The organism is Allobaculum fili (genome assembly GCF_020969955.1).
In the GTDB taxonomy this organism is placed as follows: domain Bacteria; phylum Bacillota_I; class Bacilli_A; order Erysipelotrichales; family Erysipelotrichaceae; genus Allobaculum; species Allobaculum fili.
In genome coordinates, this window is record NZ_JAHDSX010000012.1 from 1 (window position 1) to 17594 (window position 17594).

Annotated in this window: 13 protein-coding genes and 2 rRNA genes; 2 read left to right on the forward strand and 13 right to left on the reverse strand. The window is 52.8% G+C overall.

The genetic code is table 11. From position 1 onward, the window contains the following. Both Afil_RS04295 and rrf read left to right on the forward strand, forming a co-directional pair. A 23S ribosomal RNA gene (locus Afil_RS04295) occupies positions 1-166 on the forward strand; the annotation flags it as partial. Positions 167-278: 112 nt separating this feature from the next. Beyond that, a 5S ribosomal RNA gene (gene rrf, locus Afil_RS11505) occupies positions 279-386 on the forward strand. A gap of 541 nt (positions 387-927) precedes the next feature. Here rrf and Afil_RS04300 read toward each other — a convergent pair. From Afil_RS04300 to hpt, 13 genes are all read right to left on the reverse strand, one after another. Then, positions 928-2079: a DHHW family protein gene (locus Afil_RS04300; protein WP_230267284.1), complete on the reverse strand. Its 1152-nt coding sequence runs from the start codon at positions 2077-2079 to the stop codon at positions 928-930. A gap of 15 nt (positions 2080-2094) precedes the next feature. Next, positions 2095-3477: an MBOAT family O-acyltransferase gene (locus Afil_RS04305; RefSeq protein WP_230267285.1), complete on the reverse strand. Its 1383-nt coding sequence runs from the start codon at positions 3475-3477 to the stop codon at positions 2095-2097. Positions 3478-3484: 7 nt separating this feature from the next. Next, positions 3485-3991, reverse strand: coding sequence for a DUF4358 domain-containing protein (locus Afil_RS04310; protein ID WP_230267286.1), 507 nt, complete (start codon positions 3989-3991; stop codon positions 3485-3487). A gap of 121 nt (positions 3992-4112) precedes the next feature. Further along, positions 4113-4946, reverse strand: a complete 834-nt coding sequence (locus Afil_RS04315; protein WP_230267287.1) for a GDSL-type esterase/lipase family protein — start codon at positions 4944-4946, stop codon at positions 4113-4115. Positions 4947-5470: 524 nt separating this feature from the next. Beyond that, positions 5471-7474, reverse strand: a complete 2004-nt coding sequence (locus Afil_RS04320; RefSeq protein WP_230267288.1) for an ABC transporter permease — start codon at positions 7472-7474, stop codon at positions 5471-5473. Then, complete coding sequence (locus Afil_RS04325; protein ID WP_230267289.1) at positions 7471-8235, reverse strand: ABC transporter ATP-binding protein; 765 nt, start codon at positions 8233-8235, stop codon at positions 7471-7473. Before Afil_RS04325 ends, Afil_RS04320 begins: the two co-directional genes overlap by 4 nt. Positions 8236-8368: 133 nt before the next feature. Beyond that, the gene (locus Afil_RS04330; protein WP_230267290.1) at positions 8369-9484 is read right to left on the reverse strand and encodes a sensor histidine kinase; all 1116 of its coding nucleotides are present in this window, start codon (positions 9482-9484) and stop codon (positions 8369-8371) included. Positions 9485-9527: 43 nt separating this feature from the next. After that, positions 9528-10118 (reverse strand): class I SAM-dependent methyltransferase, encoded by a 591-nt coding sequence (locus tag Afil_RS04335; protein ID WP_230267291.1) that lies wholly within the window; start codon positions 10116-10118, stop codon positions 9528-9530. A gap of 289 nt (positions 10119-10407) precedes the next feature. Beyond that, positions 10408-12276: a 1,4-alpha-glucan branching protein GlgB gene (gene glgB / locus Afil_RS04340; RefSeq protein ID WP_230267292.1), complete on the reverse strand. Its 1869-nt coding sequence runs from the start codon at positions 12274-12276 to the stop codon at positions 10408-10410. A gap of 271 nt (positions 12277-12547) precedes the next feature. Beyond that, on the reverse strand, positions 12548-13660 hold the full coding sequence (gene dusB / locus Afil_RS04345; RefSeq protein ID WP_230267293.1) for a tRNA dihydrouridine synthase DusB: 1113 nt from the start codon (positions 13658-13660) through the stop codon (positions 12548-12550). Beyond that, on the reverse strand, positions 13635-14567 hold the full coding sequence (gene hslO / locus Afil_RS04350) for an Hsp33 family molecular chaperone HslO (RefSeq protein WP_230267294.1): 933 nt from the start codon (positions 14565-14567) through the stop codon (positions 13635-13637). Before hslO ends, dusB begins: the two co-directional genes overlap by 26 nt. Positions 14568-14874: 307 nt before the next feature. Next, positions 14875-16905 carry an ATP-dependent zinc metalloprotease FtsH gene (gene ftsH, locus Afil_RS04355; protein ID WP_230267295.1) on the reverse strand — a complete coding sequence of 677 codons (2031 nt, stop codon included), beginning with the start codon at positions 16903-16905 and terminating at the stop codon, positions 14875-14877. A 106-nt stretch (positions 16906-17011) separates the two neighbouring features. Continuing rightward, positions 17012-17563: a hypoxanthine phosphoribosyltransferase gene (gene hpt / locus Afil_RS04360; protein ID WP_255658214.1), complete on the reverse strand. Its 552-nt coding sequence runs from the start codon at positions 17561-17563 to the stop codon at positions 17012-17014. Between the last annotated feature and the right edge of the window lie 31 nt (positions 17564-17594).

The following is a 17594-nucleotide window of genomic DNA, read 5'->3' on the forward strand; positions in this document are numbered from 1 at the left end:
CAAGCAGGGATCGGATAAGCGCTGAAAGCATCTAAGCGCGAAGCCGAGCCCAAGATAAGATCTGCGGTATATAAGACCCCTTGAAGACGACAAGGCGATAGGCTGGAGATGGAAGCGAAGCGATTCGCGGAGTTGGCCAGTACTAATCGGTCGAAAGCTTAATCTAAGATTCGAGAAAGCTATACGCAAGAAGCCACTACGAAACCAACGATCGCGTTAGATCGTTATGTTGGAAGACTGATGTTTGTTTTTGGAAGATCCATTCAAAAAAATCTAAGTACGGTGACGATAGCCTGCAGGATACACCCAGAAACATATCGAACCTGGCCAGTTAAGCTGCAGAACGCCGACAATAGCCGCAAGGCAAAGATAGGAAGTTGCCGAACATGAAGAATCCCCCGAGAGATAAAGGAGAAATCCGATATCTTTCGGGGGATTTTCTTTTTATTGTCTCGTCGGTTTCAACCTTCGAGCGGGTCGGATACTCGATTACGGCAACTGGAAGTCAGTCTGGGCAAGCTGACGAATACGGGTCTCGTCTTGCCCAGTCATGCCGTATCTGTGCCGCAATGGGCACTTCCTGCTCATAAAAAACGGTCTCTCTTGGATACCGGATTGCTGCATGGGGCGTTTGCAGAGCGTATACAACGTGTACAGCTTGTACAGTTCGATCTGCTGCAAAGCTGTGTCCAGATAAGGCCTTAGCTAATCCGGAATGGGCGCTCCACAAAGCAAACGTTTTCTCTTCGCTAAACATCAAACGGGCGGTCCCGTTCTGTATCTGCCGTTTTACATGATCCTGTTTTATGGTAGTTTCCAGGTATAGCCGCTGGGCTTCGGCATCTTCATTTTCTTCCCGTTCGCAAAGAAAACCCCTGCGGTCCGGTTATGTCCGGTCAGCAGGGGTTTGGCGTTTCTTATGGAAAATCAGGCTTCAGGGGTTACGTGTTTCTCGTTCCATGAGTTGAGAAGATCTTTCAGAGATGGAATGGTGGAGAAGGTATCGATCGAGTAAACGAAGGCACAGTCGGTGTACAGATCCGAGCCGAGAACCAGATCCAGATCGTCGTAGTAGTAACGGGGATCGATGATGGTAATCGATGAGAAATACGGAAGGAGATACTGGATCATGCTGTTGGCATAGGAATCCTTGAACAGCAGCAAAGTCCGATCGGTCTGGGCATCGGTATCGATCCGTATGCGGGACTGGTTGGCGCCCAGGAAAACCTGATACTGATCCTTGGTTTTCAGCGCATCCTTGTTATAGATCGAAGACGACTGCGTACCGTCCGCCCAGGTCACAATGTAGCCCGGGTTGTTTTTGGATACTGCGATTTCGATACGGTCTTCCAGACCGACGGATCCGGTTTTGGACGCGAGCGTTCCTTCGAACGTATCGGAAACCGGCATGCGATCGAAATCTTCGGGATTGGGCGCGATGCCCATGGAATTCAAAAGCTGAATCGACGCAATTGCCGCACCGAGAGAAGTCCAGTGATGGTCAGTTCGATAGTAGATGTATTCGTTTTTCTGATCGCTTAAGCCGGAGCGGACATCTACGCCGGCCGGTCCGTTCAGCGACGAATAGATCAGATCGAACGATGGATTGACATCGCGCGCCTGCGCATCGAGCGGCAGTTTCTGCGGCTGAATGGTGGCGGCAGATGGTGCTGTCAGCACGTAGCAGGGAATGCCCTGCAGGGAAGAAAACTGATTGATCGCATCCACGCTGGAGCGGATAAGATCTTCATTCGCCTCTTCCGGATTCGCGAGCAGCGCTCCTTTTCCGAGAAAAACAGAATTCAGCTCACGCTGACCGGACAGCTTTCGAATCAGATAGTTCGCGTGAAAAAACGTATTTCGGCCGGGAATCTGGTCCGTGAACCAGGTGTTCATTTCCTCGCCGGTTTTTCCGGTTTGCAGCGCATTCAGCGACCAGTCTGCCCCCCTGGCCAGCGAACGGTTTTCAACATCGGAAAACGAGCGGTCGGGCTCAATGAGGGAAAGGACAAGCATTCCCGCCAGAAGAACGCTCATCGAGGGAACCAGATAGGGATTGGTTCTTTTCTTTTTCTTCATTGGGAAGTCTCCTTTCTAAAACGCCGCATAGAGGAAGGTCTGCGCCGTAGCGCTCACCAGGAACGATACGCAGATCAAAAAGACAAGGCACCAGCTGACGGTAACCAGAACCGAGCTGGCTTTCGGGAACAGGCGATGAACCAGACGGCCCAGATAGACGCTCAGACCCGAAGAAAGCACAATCGCAAGGATCAGCAGGAAAATGGACTGACAGAGCACAAACAGCGCGTCTGCGTCTGCAAAAGACGATACGCCGATAAAGAAGTAACGGCCGATGACGGAAAGTCCGCCAAGCAGCGTCGGCGAGAAGAAGAAGGTCCAGCCGATCAGCTGCGTCAGCACGAGATAAATATGACGAACCCAGTGCGGCATCTTCTCCATGAACTTGTTGATCCACTGGTTTTCCGCCAGAATCAGAGCGCCCTGATACAGTCCCCACACCAGGAACGGAAGGGTTGCTCCATGATACAGGCCGGTCAGTACCCACACCGTCAGGACGTTCAGAATCCAGCGCGTATGACTGACGCGGTTGCCGCCCATCGGAATGTAGACGTACTGCCGGAACCAGCTGGTCAGTGAAATGTGCCAGCGTCTCCAGAATTCCTGAACGGAAAGCGCCATGTACGGCAGGGAGAAGTTGGGATCGATCGTAAAGCCAAAAAGCGAACCGATGCCGCGAGCCATGCGGGAATAGCCGGAAAAATCGAAATAAAGCTGGAAAAAGTAGGCAAATCCATACAGCAGGGAACCGACCCAGCTCGTATTGCTGGCGAGGGCCGCAAAGATCAGAGCAAAGTTATCCGCAAGGATGACTTTACGAAAGAGCCCCTGTAAAAACAGCGTCATGCCGTCGAACGTCTTCTGTCTGGATGTCGGATGATCTTCAAGCTGTTCCTTCATTTTGGCGTAATGGGCAATCGGTCCCATGTTAATGCGGCCAAAGAACGCGGCGAAGACACCGAATTCCACAAAGGAAGCCGGTGCTTCGGCTCTTCCGTAATAGACGTCAAACAGGCAGGACATGCAGGAGAACATGTAAAACGAAAGTCCCATCGGCATCAGAGACGGCAGGCGCGAAAGCGTTGGGCTTAAAAAGCCAAACCAGACGCCGATATAGCGATAGAACAGCACGATGAACAAATCCACGCCAATGGCTGTCCAGAGCATGATTTTGCTCGTGTGTTCGTCTTCGCTGGCGCCGATCGTATGGGCAGCTCCATAGTTCCAGAGCAGAATGATCAGAAGCGTAAGCAGAGACGTCAGACCGCCCCACGCGTAGAAGAGCAGGGAAACGATCAGAATGTAGAGATTGGCCAGGTGCGTACGGCTGACATAGCGATAGAGCAGCCAGACGACGGGCAGAAAGCCAAACAGAAAGGTCAGATCCGTAAATACCATAAATCCATCATCCTTCCTTTAAGGCCAGTTCAAACGTCGACTGGATCTGTTCCGGATGGTCGCCGGTATAGTAAAGTGCGTAGTTGTCCTGGACATCGACCAGGGCGTTTTCCATCAGGCCGGCCTGTTCAGGGGCATAGCCCGAATAAATGTCATGCTGGGTGGAGATGCGGGACTCGACCGCCTCTTCAAATTTCTGCGCCTGTTCCGGAGTGGAAAAACGTACGAGCACCAGTTCGCTGGCGGACATGGCGTCGTCCACACGGTACATGGCCGCATTCTCGAATTCATCCGGATTGAGATTGATGTAGCGGCGAATTTTTGACGCCGATACTTCCGGATAGACGGCGGAATCAAGCGTTTCGGTGAGTTTCGCCTGAACGGTTTCAAAAGGGACTTCGGAATGAATCTTTCCGCCAAAGAGCTGAAAACCGAACAGCGCAAGCAGCAGAACCAGAGCCGCGCCCTGTAAAAACAGATAGCGTCTGGATTTAGAGGAAGACTGAAAATGCATGGGCAGGCTCCTTTCGCTAAAACAAAAACAGGGAAAACAGTCCGTAAGGACTGAAAAAGGTCAGAATCCGCATCCAGTCCAAAGGGAAAAGGAAAGCGGAATTTCAGAAAGATCCAGAAGGTTAATTCATGCCGGCCATGATCATGTTCTGGGCCCATTCGGGGTAGAAGCTGGTCAGAAAGTGAATGCCGTCGCGTTCATAAATGTTCGCGTGCCCGCCTTCGCTGAGGGAATCGTTATCCACATACGTCCAGCCGCGGCGTTCGCACATTTCCCTGATCTGCCGGTTGTAATCATCGATCTTCGTCCAGCGCGGATTCTGTTCTGTCTGTTCTGGAGAAGCGGAAATGATCGAGTTGATAATGATCTGCGTATTGGGAGAAACCGCGAGAATCTTATCGATGTTTTCTTCATAAATTTCGGCATAGCCGTTGTCGCCGCGATCCGCGCCGACATTGAGTTCCATATCGTTTACGCCATAGGAAAAGTAAATTTTCTGCGGCTGAACCTGAGCAATCTGATCCACAAAATCGGGAATGTTCAAAATCGTATCGCCGGCATGGGCGTCGACCTGTTCGGCGGGCAGGAAGCTGTACGCTTCAAAACCGTACATGCGGGAATCCCCAAGAAGCAGAGAATTGCCAAAAAGGGAGAAGATCGAGCTCTTCCCGGACTGAACGGCTGCCAGCATCCGCTCTCTTCGCCGTTCGGAAAGCGAAGAGGAGAGGTCCTTAGTATCTTTTGTCGCCTGCGCTTCGAGATAGTCGCGGCCGGCTTTCAGATCGCTGTTGGGACGCGATAAAAAGAAGACGGCAGTCCCGATCAGAATGCAGGCAGCCAGAAAGACGGGCAGACCAATTCTGGAAAAGCGGGAGCGGCTGGATTTTTTATCGGCAGCCGGTTTCTTTTTTTTCGTGCGCGCAGAAGGCGATGCCGCATTCTTATTCTGTCTCATACACACCTCATCAAAATCTATATCGACTGGAGTTTCTTTTAAATTCCAGATTTATACAAAACCAAAAAAATGGGAAACAAAAAGATGGCTGTTCGCCATAAATTTGCCGATTCCTGAACGGAAAGAACGGAAGGCGACGGGATAAGTTTGAAAAAGGCGCGCTTCCGTTTTCGCCAGAAACTTCTGTCGAAAAAAGAAACAGTCGCCAAAAAATTCGTATTCGCGTTCCTTGCTCATTATCGCATATTTCCAGGGACTTAGCCGTCCCGATACGGCAAAAAAGAGGGAAGCGCCTTCGGTTATCAAACGAAGGAACACATTCGCCAGACCAGTGGAAACTTCGTGCGCTTCCAGGCCGGTTCCGTTTGAGTGATCGGCTTTGAAATTGCCCGGAACTGTTGATTTCCTTATCGGATCTGGACAGCATGTACGCTCATTATAGGGGATCCGTACGGGAAAAGAAGGTCAATCTCCGGTTTTCTCCAATTCCCTTTCGAAAACGGGTAAAGCGCAGAACACCGTTCTCAGTACGGTTCCTGCGCGCTCGTCTGTACGGTCAGCTTGTAGTACGTGCGGGCGGTCAGCTTATAAATCAGATAGTAGACCAGCGAGAACACGGCGAAGCAGAGAATGGAGATCGTATAAAACAGACGATCCGGAATTCTTGTCATGCCCGTAAGAATCAGCCGCAAAATCGGCAGAGCGAACAGCGTATGGATCAAGGCCACATTTAAAGGCAGAAAGAACAGAATGCGCGTCTGCCGGGTAATCAGCCTGCGCAGTTCCTTTCGCTCAAAGCCGAGGTTTTGCAGGATCGTAAAGCGTCTTCGGTCTTCACTGCCTTCGGAAAGCTGCTTGTAGTACATGATCAGAATCACCGCAAGCATGAAGAAGGCACACATGTAAATGCCGAGCAGAAACAGCGCGTTAAAAAGCTCCATGACGTCACTTCGATAGGACGTCCGAAACTGACAGTTAACACGGAAGGCATCCGAGTAAACCGCTGGATCCAGCCGTTTCGCAAATTCTTCTTCCAGGTGCTGCTGGAGGACGGGATCGTCCGCGCCGGGAAAATCGATCAGAACCTGCCAGCGCTGATTTTGCGAATCCATCGTTTCCGGAATATGTCCGGCGTAAAGATAGCGGGACATCAGATAGGCAGGGATAGTTCCTTCCAGCGTTTCGATCAGGCTGTCGTCTTCCACAATTTCATACATTGCCGCCATCGAATCGGATCCGGAAGCTTCTGTCGCGGCGCTGCTCAGCGGAATATACAGCTTCAGCGGGTCCGGCTGGACGGCTGTTTCGGTCAGCGCCAGCAGCTGACCGTCCTTAAGGGAAAGATGCGTTCCATTCATGCGATTCAGATCGTCAAGGTCGAGTATGGCCACATACTGGTCGGAAACATCGGCACAGAGCATCCATGCAGTGTGCAGGACGTGCACGGAAGACGCATCGATCGAAAGGTCCTGAAGAATGTCTTTGGAGTCCTGTTCAAGCTGCGTGCTGTCAAAAGCCAGCGGTTCTTCACTGAGCAGATCGATATCCACTTCGACAGGCGCAGGCATGACGGCCTGCACATTCATTTCCATGCCCGTCACCAGCGACAGTGTGGAGGACATGGTCACAATGAGCATGGTCGACAAAATAGCGATATTGGCCAGCGCCCATGCGTTTTTGCGCAGACGAAATTTCTGTATGGACAGCGAGACAAAATGGTCCGGCGTGTAATAAAACCGTTTCCACTTCTGAAGCAGGCTCAGAAACGCCTGAGCGCCATACAGAAAGGTGAGCCAGGTGCCGATAATGACGAGAAAGACCGCCGCAAAAAACAGGAAAAGCGCCGCACTTGGAGACTCGGTCAAAAGCGCAATGAGATAGCCGCTCACCAGACAGGCGAGCCCCGCCAGAGCGGCGATCCAGTGGGTCCGGCGGCCGCTTTGCGAGACGTGAGAGGCCTGCATGGATGCCAGCGGATCGCTGCTCCACAGCTGCAGAAACGACCACAGAAAAAGCGCCCCGTAACAGAAGGCGGTCCAGCAGCACAGACCGCGCAGGCCGAGCGGGGAAATGTGCAAAGACGTCAGAGGCAGCACTTCAATCATGCGGCAGATGAACAAATACAGAATCTGATCAAAGCTGACGCCAACGAGCAGAGAAGCCGGTACGGTCACCAGAGCAAACAGACCCAGCTGATAAAACAGAATGCGGTAGAGGTGGCGCTTCTCCATGCCAAGCACCATCATCAGGCCGTTCTGTTTCTGGTTGGCCGAAATCCAGGCGGAATTGAGATAGAAGAAAAGAATCAGAGTAAAAAAGATCAGAAGCGGCAGTTCGAGGAGGAGCATTTCCCGATACCAGGAAATGCCGTAAATCGGTGAGGCTGAAAACATCGGGTTTTCGATCATCGACAGGACGGAATACACCATGGCGCCCATAAGAATGCCGCCGCCCGCAAACGGGACGGAAAGCCTGTAGTTTTTCTGAATGAAGTGCAGGGCGAGATGGAGATAGAGACGTTTTTTCATAAACCGTGCTCCTGACGGTTCATTAAAAGCAGTGCGTCCGTAATTTTCTGGGCAAACTCGCTCTGGCTTTGCCCCCCGCGGTAAATCTGATGGAAAATGCGGCCGTCGCGAATGAACAGCACCCGGTTCGCAAAACTGGCGGCCATGGCGGAATGCGTCACCATGACGATCGTCTGGCCGCGCGCATGAAGCCGCTCAAACAGCTCAAGCAGCTGATGCGAGCTCGAAGAGTCGAGCGCGCCGGTCGGCTCATCCGCTAAAAGCAGATCGGGATTACAGATGAGGGCTCTGGCCGCTGCGGCCCGCTGTTTCTGTCCCCCGGAAATTTCAAAGGGGTATTTATTGAGGATGGACTGAATGCCAAGTTCATTGGCGATGGAGCGCATTTTTTCTTCCATTTGCGCCGGAGCTGTGCGGTTTAAAACAAGCGGAAGCAAAATGTTGTCGCGAAGGGTAAAGGTATCGAGCAGCGCGTAGTCCTGAAAGACAAAGCCGAGATGATTGCGGCGAAACGCGCTGCGCTTTTTTGCGGAAAGGGAATAGAGATCTTCGCCATCGATCAAAACGCTTCCGCTCGTCGGAGCGTCGAGCCCGGCGAGAATATGGAGCAGCGTAGATTTTCCAGATCCGCTTTCGCCCATGATGGCGGTAAATTCGCCGCGCTCAATGGAAAAGCTGACATCCTGCAGCGCCAGCGTACTCAAAGAGGAAAAAGACGAACGATAAATTTTCTGAACATTGCGTACATCCAGTAAAGCCATGTCTTTCTCCTTTCTCTTCTGGACACCGGGCTGCCGCTTTCAGGCAGCTTTGGCTTTTTCCAGAGTCTTTCCTGCATGCAGACAGGCAAATAAGCAAATGCAATTATGCAAAAATGATTTTTCATTTAGGGGATCAGTCGCTGATCCAGGAGCTGACCGGGAAAGTCAGCCGCACATCCAGACCGCAGGGCCCCGGCAAAGGCGGTGCTGGTGAGCAAGCCGGTGCATTCGGATCCTGCCGACGGACAGTGCTGTCCACCCCTTCATCCAGATCTTCTTCCCCTTCGACATCGCTGTCGTCTTCGGGTGCATCGAGATAGACCAGCGGACAGCTGCGGTTTTCGAGTTCAATGGAAATGGAGAGCTGATCGCAGACTCCTTTGACCAGAAACAGGCCCAGACCGCTCGAAGCGGACATGTGCGTTCGGCCGTTTTCGCCGGTAAAGCCTTTTTCAAAAACGCGGGGCAGATCCGATTCTGGAATGCCCGGTCCTTCATCCCGGAGGATGCACGTTGCCCCCTCGGAAACGATCTGAATGACGGAAAAGTCCGGGGCGTATTTCAGGGCGTTGGACAGAAGCTGCTCAAAAATAAAGGTCGCCCACTTCTGATCGGTACACACTTTTTCGCCGCGCAGATCGGTTTCCAGACGGATGTGCCGCCGAATGAACATTACGGCGTTTTCCCGCAGAACGGGACGGATGATGGATTCGAGAGAATACCAGCCGATCTGAAAATCGCTGCCTTCCATGCGTACGTACGCCATGGCCAGCGAAATACAGGAATCGATGCGCTGGCATTCGTGGTCGAGCGCGTCCGCATGCAGCTCGGGCAGTTCGAGCTGCAGATGCAGAGCGGAAAGCGGCAGCTTGATCTGATGCGCCCACAAAGAAAAGTAGTCCTGCATTTCGGTACGCATCTTCTTTTCCTGCGTCGACTGCTTCTGCATTTTTTCTTTCTGGTCCGCCATCTTTTTCACGCAGGCGTCCACTTCGACTGGATAGAGCGAAGGGTCAAAATCTTCGGCCTGAAGCAGATGCCGGATGCGGTGCAGACGGCCTAAATAAAACCCGCACCAGATGATCAGAGCGATCGCACTGAGCATGAGATACAGAATGGCGGGTTCAACCGGCAGCTGATACAGCCACAGTAAAGCGGCCATTAAAAGGCCGCTGACCAGCCACGCGGCAAAGAGCAGACGGTTTTCGCGCAGCATGATTTTTAAGTAGTCCCAGTACTTGTGTTCCATAAATGCGCCTTTCTTCCTTTCTGCTCCATTTCCGTTTTGGCTTTTACTTTACGGCTTCCAGAACCCAGAAGCCTTTTTCGCGCAGCGGGCGTTCGACTTCAAAGCCGAGCGACTCCAGATAGTCCACAGCGCTCTGGGCGCCATGCTGCTTGCGGATGACAATATACAGCGTGCCGCCTTCCTTTAAGTGGTCATACGCCTGCGCAAACAGGGAATAGATGACGGTTTTGCCCGTACGAATCGGCGGATTGAGCACGATCGAGTCATACAGCGCGTCGTTGATGTGATCGGCTTCCATGATTGTTCCGTCAACGTGATTGGCTGCATAGTTTTCTCTGGCCAGATGGCAGGCCTGCGCGTTCGGATCGATCCCGGTAATTTTGCACGGGTGAAAGCGGGAAAGAATCACGCCGATCACGCCGATGCCGCAGCCCAGATCGAGGACGTTTTCCCCCAGATCAGCCGCACGGTGCTCAACAATGTACTCGCAGAGAATGCGCGTTCCGGTATCGAGCCTGTCCTTGGAAAAGACGCCGTCGGAAGAGAGAACGCGAAAGGACTGTCCATTCAGCTCAAAGGTAAACGGTGTTTCGGTGCGATCCAGATTCGGATCGTTTTCATAATAGTGAGACATAAAAATCTCCTTTCCATACGCCCTGTTCCTGGAAGAAGAGGGCTGAATTCAGCCGACTGAGAAGAAGATCGGACTTTGTTTTCAGTTTGGCGTCTTTTCGGGTAATTCTCAAAAATATCTGCCTGAGCAATACGGACTTTCCGCACGCCATGAGAAATGGAGAGGATCTTTTCGCATCCCGTACGTCCAGTATGACCAGAGAAACGAAAGAAAAGCGCCATTCTCTTAAAAAAGAAAGGATAGCCCGCAAAGCGCGGACTATCCTTGAAATTTCTTAACGACAGATGAACTAGTCCTGCGGACGGGTTACCTTGAAAATCTGGGCGCCCAGAGCCGGAAGCTGGACGTTGATGCGCCAGGGCTGGCCTTCGAGCGGGAGATGGAACGCGCGCAGAACCTGCGGCTGTTCGTTTTCAATGCGTCCGCCAAAGCGGGACCACTGCGTATTGATGACTTCCTGATACATGCCCTGGAACGGAACGCCGAACTGGAGCGTGTACGGGTTGGTGGAGAAGTTGATGATGAAGACGAAGACATCCTTCGAACCCTTGCGCATGAAGGAGAAGGTGTTGTGATCGGAATCATCGGCGTTGATCCACTGGAAGTTGGTCGGATCGTAGCCGTAGAAGAAGGCGTCGTTTTCGGTGCATACGCCGGTCATTTCCGCGAAGAAGCGTTCGAACGAAGAATGCATCGGGTACTTGCGCAGGAACCAGTCGCAACCTTTCTGCTCATCCCATTCGCGCAGCATGCCGAGCTCGTTGCCCATGAAGTTCAGCTTCTTGCCAGGATGTCCGAACATGTACGTGTACAGCGCGCGGGCCTGTGCGAACTTGTCTTCGTAGCTGCCCCACATCTTGTCGACGATGGTCGCTTTTCCGTGAACGACTTCATCGTGGCTGAGCGGCAGAATGAAGTGTTCGGAATAGAAGTATGCCATCGAGAAGGTGATGTCGTTGTGGTGCCATTTGCGGTAGATCGGGTCGAGCTTGAGATACTTGAGGGTATCGTTCATCCAGCCCAGGTCCCACTTGTAGTCAAAGCCAAGACCGCCGTCGAGAGTGGACTTACAGACGTTGGGGAAGTCGGTGGAGTCTTCCGCAATCAGCATGATCTTGCCCTGGTATTCGGAGTTCAGCATGTAGTTCATGCGCTTGATGAAGTCGGTCGCGCCTTTGTTTTCCCCCATCATCTTGTTGCCTTTCCAGAAAATGGCATTGGAGATGGCGTCCATGCGCAGACCGTCAAAATGGTATTCCTTCAGCCAGTAGTTGGCTGCGGACATGAGGAAGGAACGTACGGTTTCTTTCCAGAGGTCGAAGTTGGCGGTGCCCCATTCGGAGTTGGCGTCTTCGGGCTTGGAGTATTCATACAGCGGCGTGCCGTCAAAGCTGGCAAGCGCGTAGGCGTCTTTTACAAAGTGAACCGGTACGAAGTCCATGATGACGCCGATGCCGGCTTCGTGCAGACGGTTGACGAACTCTTTCAGTTCGATCGGGGTGCCGTAGCGGCTCGTTACCGCAAAGAACGCGGAAACCTGATAGCCCCAGGAACCGTCAAAGGGGAATTCGGAAAGCGGCATGACTTCCACATGAGAGAAATGGTACTTCTTGCAGTGCAGAATCAGCTCATCGACGATGTCGCCGTAATGAACGAAGAGCCCTTCTTCGTTCTGGCCCGGATCGTTTTCGAGTTCTTCGACACGAATGTTCTTGTCGCGCCAGCTGCCGACGTTCATTTCATAAATGGAGACGGGAGAATTAAACCCTTTGTTCCGGTTTTTCATCCATTCCTGGTCCGTCCAGCCGTCAAAGGCAAGGTCGGTGATAATCGAATCATGATCGGGACGCAGCTTGGCCTGGAAGGCAAACGGATCGATCTTGTTATTGATCTGACCGTTCTTGGACGTGATCTGATAGAGATAGGCTTCTCCCGGCTTCGCGTTTTTTACGGTAGCCATCCAGACGCCGTTCTCATCCTTTTTCATTACATCTTCTGTTTCGTCCCAGCTGTTGAAGTCGCCGATGACCGAAACGGCTTTGGCATTGGGGGCATATACGCGAAAAGCGATCCCGTCGTCCGCGGCATGCGCACCGAAATATTCGTAGGCGTTCAGTTCCCGCCCCTGAAAAAAAGCGGTGAGATCCATGGTTTTCATAAATGTCCTTTCTCAATCGGCTATCGGACAGCCAAGGGCAGGCTGCCCGACCGATTTTGTATCTTTTCCTGATCATATTAATGAACGAAAAAGCCAAAATTCGGGAATTTGGCTTTTTATTAAGCGTTCTCTTTTTTGAATATTCTCTTGTTTATTGTAGCGGAAAATGAAGGAATGTGAAAAGAGACAACAAAAGGGATCTGCCGGTCTCAATGCGCCATAAAACATTTTTTAAGGGCTTTCAGACGGTTCGGGCCAGAGAGGTCAGGGGTTATCGGGCGTTCGAATTGACAGGATCTTTCTTCAGAGCATCCGCACTGGATTCCTGGCTGGAAAAACCGTTTTCTGCAGGGGATTCCAGAGACGGTCCCGGCATATTGTGGAGGCGCAAATCGGGATGATCGCTGGCGGCATCTTCGCGCAGAACCTGCTCGTATTCCGTAAGAATTTCATCGAGTTGGGCATACGTCGTGATTTTGGAAAGGCGATCCTTGTAGGCGTGGCTGCGCGGCAGTCCCTTGAGATACCAGCTGGCCAGACCGCGCATCTGCGACAGCGCCACCCTCTCGGGCAGATCTTCGCAAAGGTAGTGGGCATGACGCCGGCAGGCATCCATGCGCATGGACAGCGTGAACGGATGGGATGTCCCGTTAAAGTAGTCGGCGCATTCCTGAATCAGATACGGATTGCCGACCACGCCGCGGCCGATCATGACGCCGTCGCATCCGGTTTCTTCCATCATGCGGACGGCATCATCCACGCTCAGTACGTCACCGTTGCCGATGACCGGAATGGACACCGCGTCCTTGACCTTCTTAATCCAGGACCAGTCGGCTTTTCCTTCGTACATCTGGGCGCGTGTCCGGGCGTGCAGCGTAATTGCGCTGGCCCCGGCGGCTTCCATGGCTTTCGCCATTTCGACGCAGTTGATCGAGGACGAGTCAAAACCCAGACGCATTTTGACGGTGACCGGCTTCTGGACCGCATCCACGATAGCGCGCACGATCTGGCTGGCGTAATCGATGTCCTTCATTAGATAGCTGCCGGCTTTTGCCTTGATGACTTTGTTGACCGGGCACCCCATGTTGAAATCGATGATGTCGCAGTCGGTTTCCTGATCGAGAATTTTTGCCGCGTGAACGATCGTGTCGATATCGTGGCCGAAAATCTGAAAGGAAACCGGATGATCATCCGCTTCGCACGCCAACATGCGGCGGGTTCTGGCGGAATCGTAGTACAGAGCCTTGTCGGAAACCATTTCGTTGCAGACAAGCCCGGCTCCGAATTCACGCGCAATGCGCCGGAAGGCCCGCGTCGAAACGCCGGCCATCGGGGCGATGACGATTGGAGAGGGCAGCTCAATTTCCCGAATCTTCAGCGACATGGGACTCCAGTTCTTCGGTTTCTTCGAGATGCTTCTCGGTATCGTTGAGAATTTCACGCAGTTCGTGTTCGTTGAAGTGATACGTGCTGCTGCAGAAATTGCAGGTGACTTCGGCACCGTGGTCTTCTTCGATCATGGCTTTGATCTGATCGGGCGCTACAGTATGCAGCAGACCGGCGGTCTTTTCCTTCGAGCAGGTGCACTTGAAGGAAATCGGGATCGTTTCGAGCACTTCGGTATCGTCAAACAGGTCTTCGGCCAGAAGCGCCAGAGAGGCGTCATCGTAATCCTGAATGATGGCCGTCATCGGTTTAAGGCCGCTTAAAACGTGCTCGCAAATGCGGATATTGGTATCGTCCGCATCCGGCATCATCTGCAAAACGAGCGCGCCGGCAGCGAGCACTTTGCCTTCTTCGTTCATGCGAACGCCGACGCTGACCGCAGTCGGGGTCTGTTCACTCAGAGTGAAGTAGTAGGCGAAGTCCTGACCGATTTCTCCGTTCTGGAGTTCTACGGTGCCGGACCAGTTTTCCGACATCGAAAGGTCCTTGGTTACGGTCAGCGTACCTGGCAGACCGATCAGGCTGCCGGCGGTTACGTTGGGATCGCCGTCCAGGCCGGCTTCCGGGTTGTCGACAAAGCCGCGGACGGTACCGTCGGCCTGCGCATCAACGACGATGCTGCCCAGTTCGCCCTGGCCCTGGATGTTGATCGTTAACATTTCTTTTTCGCTTTTCAGCATGCTTCCCATGATGGAAGCGACAGAGAGCACACGACCAAGAACATCTGCGCTTGGCGTGCTCATGCGGAAGCGGTCCATCGCTTCCTGAACCAGATCGGTCGTCCGGTTAATATACAGGCGGACATGGCCGTCGAGAGCCATGGCTTTGACAAGAGAATCTTTCATGTCTGTACCTCTTTTCTATGCATTTTGTATCCGATTTTAAAACTTCGACTAAACGCGCCGGGCACGACGCGTTTTCGATTTCATGAAGCCTGTACGCATAAAATCGTATGTAAACCATACGGATTCAGACAGGCTTTTATATTTCTTTATTATAGTCAGTTTCTGCTAACACTCCGTTTGGAAAGCCTGATCGAGCCGCTAGGCGATACAGGGCATTTTTCAAACTGCAGGAAAGAAAAAGCACTCGCTTTCTCAGTCGAAAGGGAGTGCGATTTTTATAAAGAATGGAAAGCCCGAAGCTGCGGAACTAGTGCTTTTTGGTCAGCTCGTTGAGCGCTTCGTCCATGTCTTCCTGCGAAAGACCGCGATGCGCTTCCGGTTCGGAAGACGTCTGACCGCCGTCTTCTTTTGGAAGAGCGGGCAGCGCAGCATCAGAAGACGAATCGGAATGGCTTTCGTTCGCATCCGAAGAAGCCGCCGGTGCTGTTTCGGCCGGTGCCGGCTTTTCCGGCGCGTTTGGATCGGTAAGCGTTCCGTAGTTCATCAGGTTGTTGATTTCTTCGCTGGTGAGCGTTTCGTGATCGTACAGGTTGTGAGCGATCAGATCGAGCAGTTCCCGGTTTTCTGTCAGGATCGCCTTGCACTTTTCATGGCACGAATCGACAATCGAACGGACTTCGCGGTCGATTTCGGTCGCAACACCGGCGGAGTAGTCGGAGCCTTTCGTGTAGTCGCGGCCCAGAAAGACGTTGCCTTCCGGATCGGCGTACTGAATCGGGCCGAGCGAGGACATGCCGTAAACGCGGACCATGTTTTTCGCGATGGACGTCAGACGTTCGATATCGTTGACCGCTCCGGCGGAAATTTCGCCAAAGACGATTTCTTCCGCCGTACGGCCGCCAAGCAGACCGGTAATTGTCGCTAACATTTCCGATTTGCGGTGGAAGTATTTTTCCTCACGCGGCGTCATCAGGTTGTAGCCGCCGGCTTCACCGCGCGGAATGATGGTGACTTTCTGCACGATGTCGGCATCTTCGAGCTTCAGACCGATAACCGCGTGACCGGCTTCATGATAGGAAACCAGCCATTTGTCTTTTTCGGTGTATTTCTTCGATTTTTTCGCCGGGCCCATCATGACGCGGTCAATCGCCTCGTCCAGATCGGTCTGGGTAATTTTCGCTTCGTGGTTGCGCACCGCGAGGATGGCACTTTCGTTAAGCACGTTGGCCAGATCCGCACCGGAGAAGCCCGGGGTACGCTGAGCGAGATTTTTCAGGGAAACGCCAGGTTCGAGTTTCTTGTCCCGGGCGTGTACTTCCAGAATGGCTTCACGGCCGCGCACATCCGGCAGAGAGACCGTGATGTTGCGGTCGAAACGTCCCGAACGGCGCAGGGCCGGGTCGAGAACGTCCGGACGGTTGGTCGCCGCGATGACGACGATGCCGTTGTTGTTGGACATGCCGTCCATTTCGACGAGCAGCTGGTTGAGCGTCTGTTCGCGTTCATCGTTGCCGCCGCCCATGCCGGCGCCGCGCTGGCGGCCGACCGCATCAATTTCATCGATGAACAGGATGCACGGAGCGTTTTTCTGCGCGTTCTTGAACATGTCGCGGACGCGGCTTGCACCGGTTCCGACGAACATTTCCACGAAATCCGAACCGGAAATCGAGAAGAACGGAACGTTGGCTTCGCCGGCAACGGCTTTGGCCAGGAGCGTTTTACCGGTTCCCGGAGGACCGACCATCAGGATGCCTTTTGGAATGTGGGCGCCCATGTCGGTAAACTTTTTCGGCGAGCGCAGGTAGTCGATGATTTCCTTGACTTCCTCTTTTTCCTCATCGCAGCCGGCGACATCCTTGAAGCGGACTTTGACGTCGTTTTCAATGCGGGCGCGGGATTTGGAAAATTCAAACGCCTTGTTGGCGCTCCCTCCACCGCTCATTTTCGAAAGCATGAAGTAAAACAGGACGCCGATCAGCAGCAGCGGAATGATCTGCGCAAGCAGGCTGACCCAGAGGCTGTTGGCGGAAGGATCGCTGACGGTAATCGTACCGCCGTTTTTTTCGAGAGTGGTCGTGAGCCATTCCATGTTTTCTTCCGTGTTCGGAACGATGGTGGAAAAGGCTCGCTTGTTGGCGCCGCTGGTGTAGACGCCTTCGACTTTGATAATGGAGCTTGAGATGTTGAGGGTGGATTCGTCAAAATGCGCGGTATCCGCGATTTTCTGAAAATCCGTATAGTTCATTCGGTTGACGGATCCCCGCGTGGAGAACCCGATAATCGAAATGAGGATGATAATCACAAAAAGCGTGGGCAGATAATTCAGCCATTTTTTCATGGAAGCTCCCCTTTCTTTTTTCTATTTCCTGGTTTGCGTAGTTACGTGCCGTTCGCTTTTTTCAAAGCGTCGCTTTGCCCGTTCAGACGCGCATAAGCATGCCGTCTTAGCGGTAGGCTTCTTCTTTCAGTACGCCGATGTAGGGCAGGTTGCGATAGCACTGGTTGAAGTCGAGTCCGTAGCCGACAACGAATTCGTTGGGCACTGTAAAACCGACATAATCCGCTTCAATATCGACAACGCGGCGGTCCGGCTTGTCGAGCAGAGACACGATGCGCACATCGTTTGCGCCCTTGTTTTCGAGCAGACGGCGCACTTCACGAATGGTGCGGCCGGTATCGACGATATCTTCCACGATCAGAACGTTTTTTCCTTTGACAGACAGGTCGGTGTCCTTGTTGATTTTGACATCGCCGATCGATTCGGATCCGGAATAGCTGGAAACGGACATGAAGTCGATTTCAATAGGGTGACGGAAATACTTGATGAGTTCCGCCATGAAAGGAACGCTGCCTTTGAGCAGACCGATCACGATCGGGACGATCCGCTTTTCCTCATAGTCGGCTTCAATCTGGCCGGCGAGTTCCTTGCAGCGAGCTTCGATTTCGTCTTCGCTGATCAGAACGCGTTCAATATCTTCACTGATCACTTTTGACATGATGAAATGTACCTATCCTTTTCTGTTGTAT